1 protein-coding gene is annotated in these 1,289 nt (G+C 69.4%); it reads right to left on the reverse strand.

Going from position 1 to position 1,289, the window contains the following annotated elements:
- The coding region (locus AC1DTN_RS37195; protein WP_477925089.1) for an efflux RND transporter permease subunit at window positions 1-1,289 on the reverse strand (1,289 nt) is incomplete at both ends.

Here is a 1,289-nt window from a genome sequence, read left to right on the forward strand (position 1 = left end):
GAGGAAGGTCATCGTCACGCTCGCCGGCATGGCGATGTCCTTCGCCGCCGCGCGGATCGCCGCCACGCTCTTGCCCAGCGCCACGCCCGGCGCGGTATCGAAGCCCACCGTCGCCGCCGGGTACTGCGCCACGCGCGTCACCGCCAGCGGCGCGAGCTGCTCGCGCACCGTTGCCAGCGAAGACAACGGCGTCGCCGTGCCCGCGCCGGTGCGCAGCTGCAGGTTGCCCAGGCCTTCCGTCGATGACAAGGATTCACGCTGGGCTTCGAGAATCACGCGGTACTGGTTGGTCTCGGTGAAGATGGTCGAGACGATGCGCTGGCCGAAAGCGCTGTAGAGCGCATCGTCGACCGAACTGGCCGTGACCGAGAGGCGCGAAGCCGTGCTGCGGTCGATGTCGACATAGGCCGCCAGGCCCTGCGCGCCGGCGTCGGTGGTGGCGTTGCGCACCTGCGGCGTCGTCGCCAGGCGCTGGACCAGCTTCTTCGCCCAGTCGTTCACCACCGTGGTGTCGGCCCCCTCCAGCGAAACGCGGAACTCGGTGGGGCCGGTCTCGGCATCGATCGTCAGGTCCTGCGTCGGCTGCAGATAGAGCGTCACGCCCGCCACGTTCGCGCGCACGCGGTCGCGCAGGCGCTGCATCACCACCGCCTGCGCATCGTGGCCGCTGCGCATGTTGATCAGCATGCTCCCGATATTGAGCGCCGTGTTGTTGGCCGCGTCGACGCCCACCACCGAACTCAGGCTGCGCACGTCGGGATCGGCCAGGATCGCGTTGGCCGCCGCCTGCTGCAGCTCGGCCATGCGCGTGTACGACACCTCCTGCGCCGCCTCGACACGCGCCGCCAGCTGCCCCGTGTCCTGCGTCGGGAACAAGCCCTTGGGTATCGCCACGTAGAGCAGCACTGTCAGCACCATCGTCAGCAAGGCCACCACCAGCGTGAGCGGCTGGTGGCGCAGGACCCACTGCAGCCAGGTGTCGTAGCGCCCGATCACGCGTTCGAAGAAGCGCTGCACGCCCGCGCCGAAGCGCCCGCCCTCCTCGGCCTGCGGCCGCAGCCAGCGCGCCGACATCATCGGCACCAGCGTGAGCGAGACGACGGCCGAGATCAGGATCGTGATCGCCAGCGTGACGGCGAACTCCCGGAACAGGCGCCCCACCACGTCGCCCATGAAGAGCAACGGGATCAGCACCGCGATCAGCGACACCGTCAGCGAAATGATCGTGAAGCCGATCTGGGTCGCGCCCTTGAGCGCCGCCTCGAAGGGCGGCTCGCCCTCCTCCAGGT

Source organism: Rhizobium sp. 01T444, assembly GCF_056398305.1.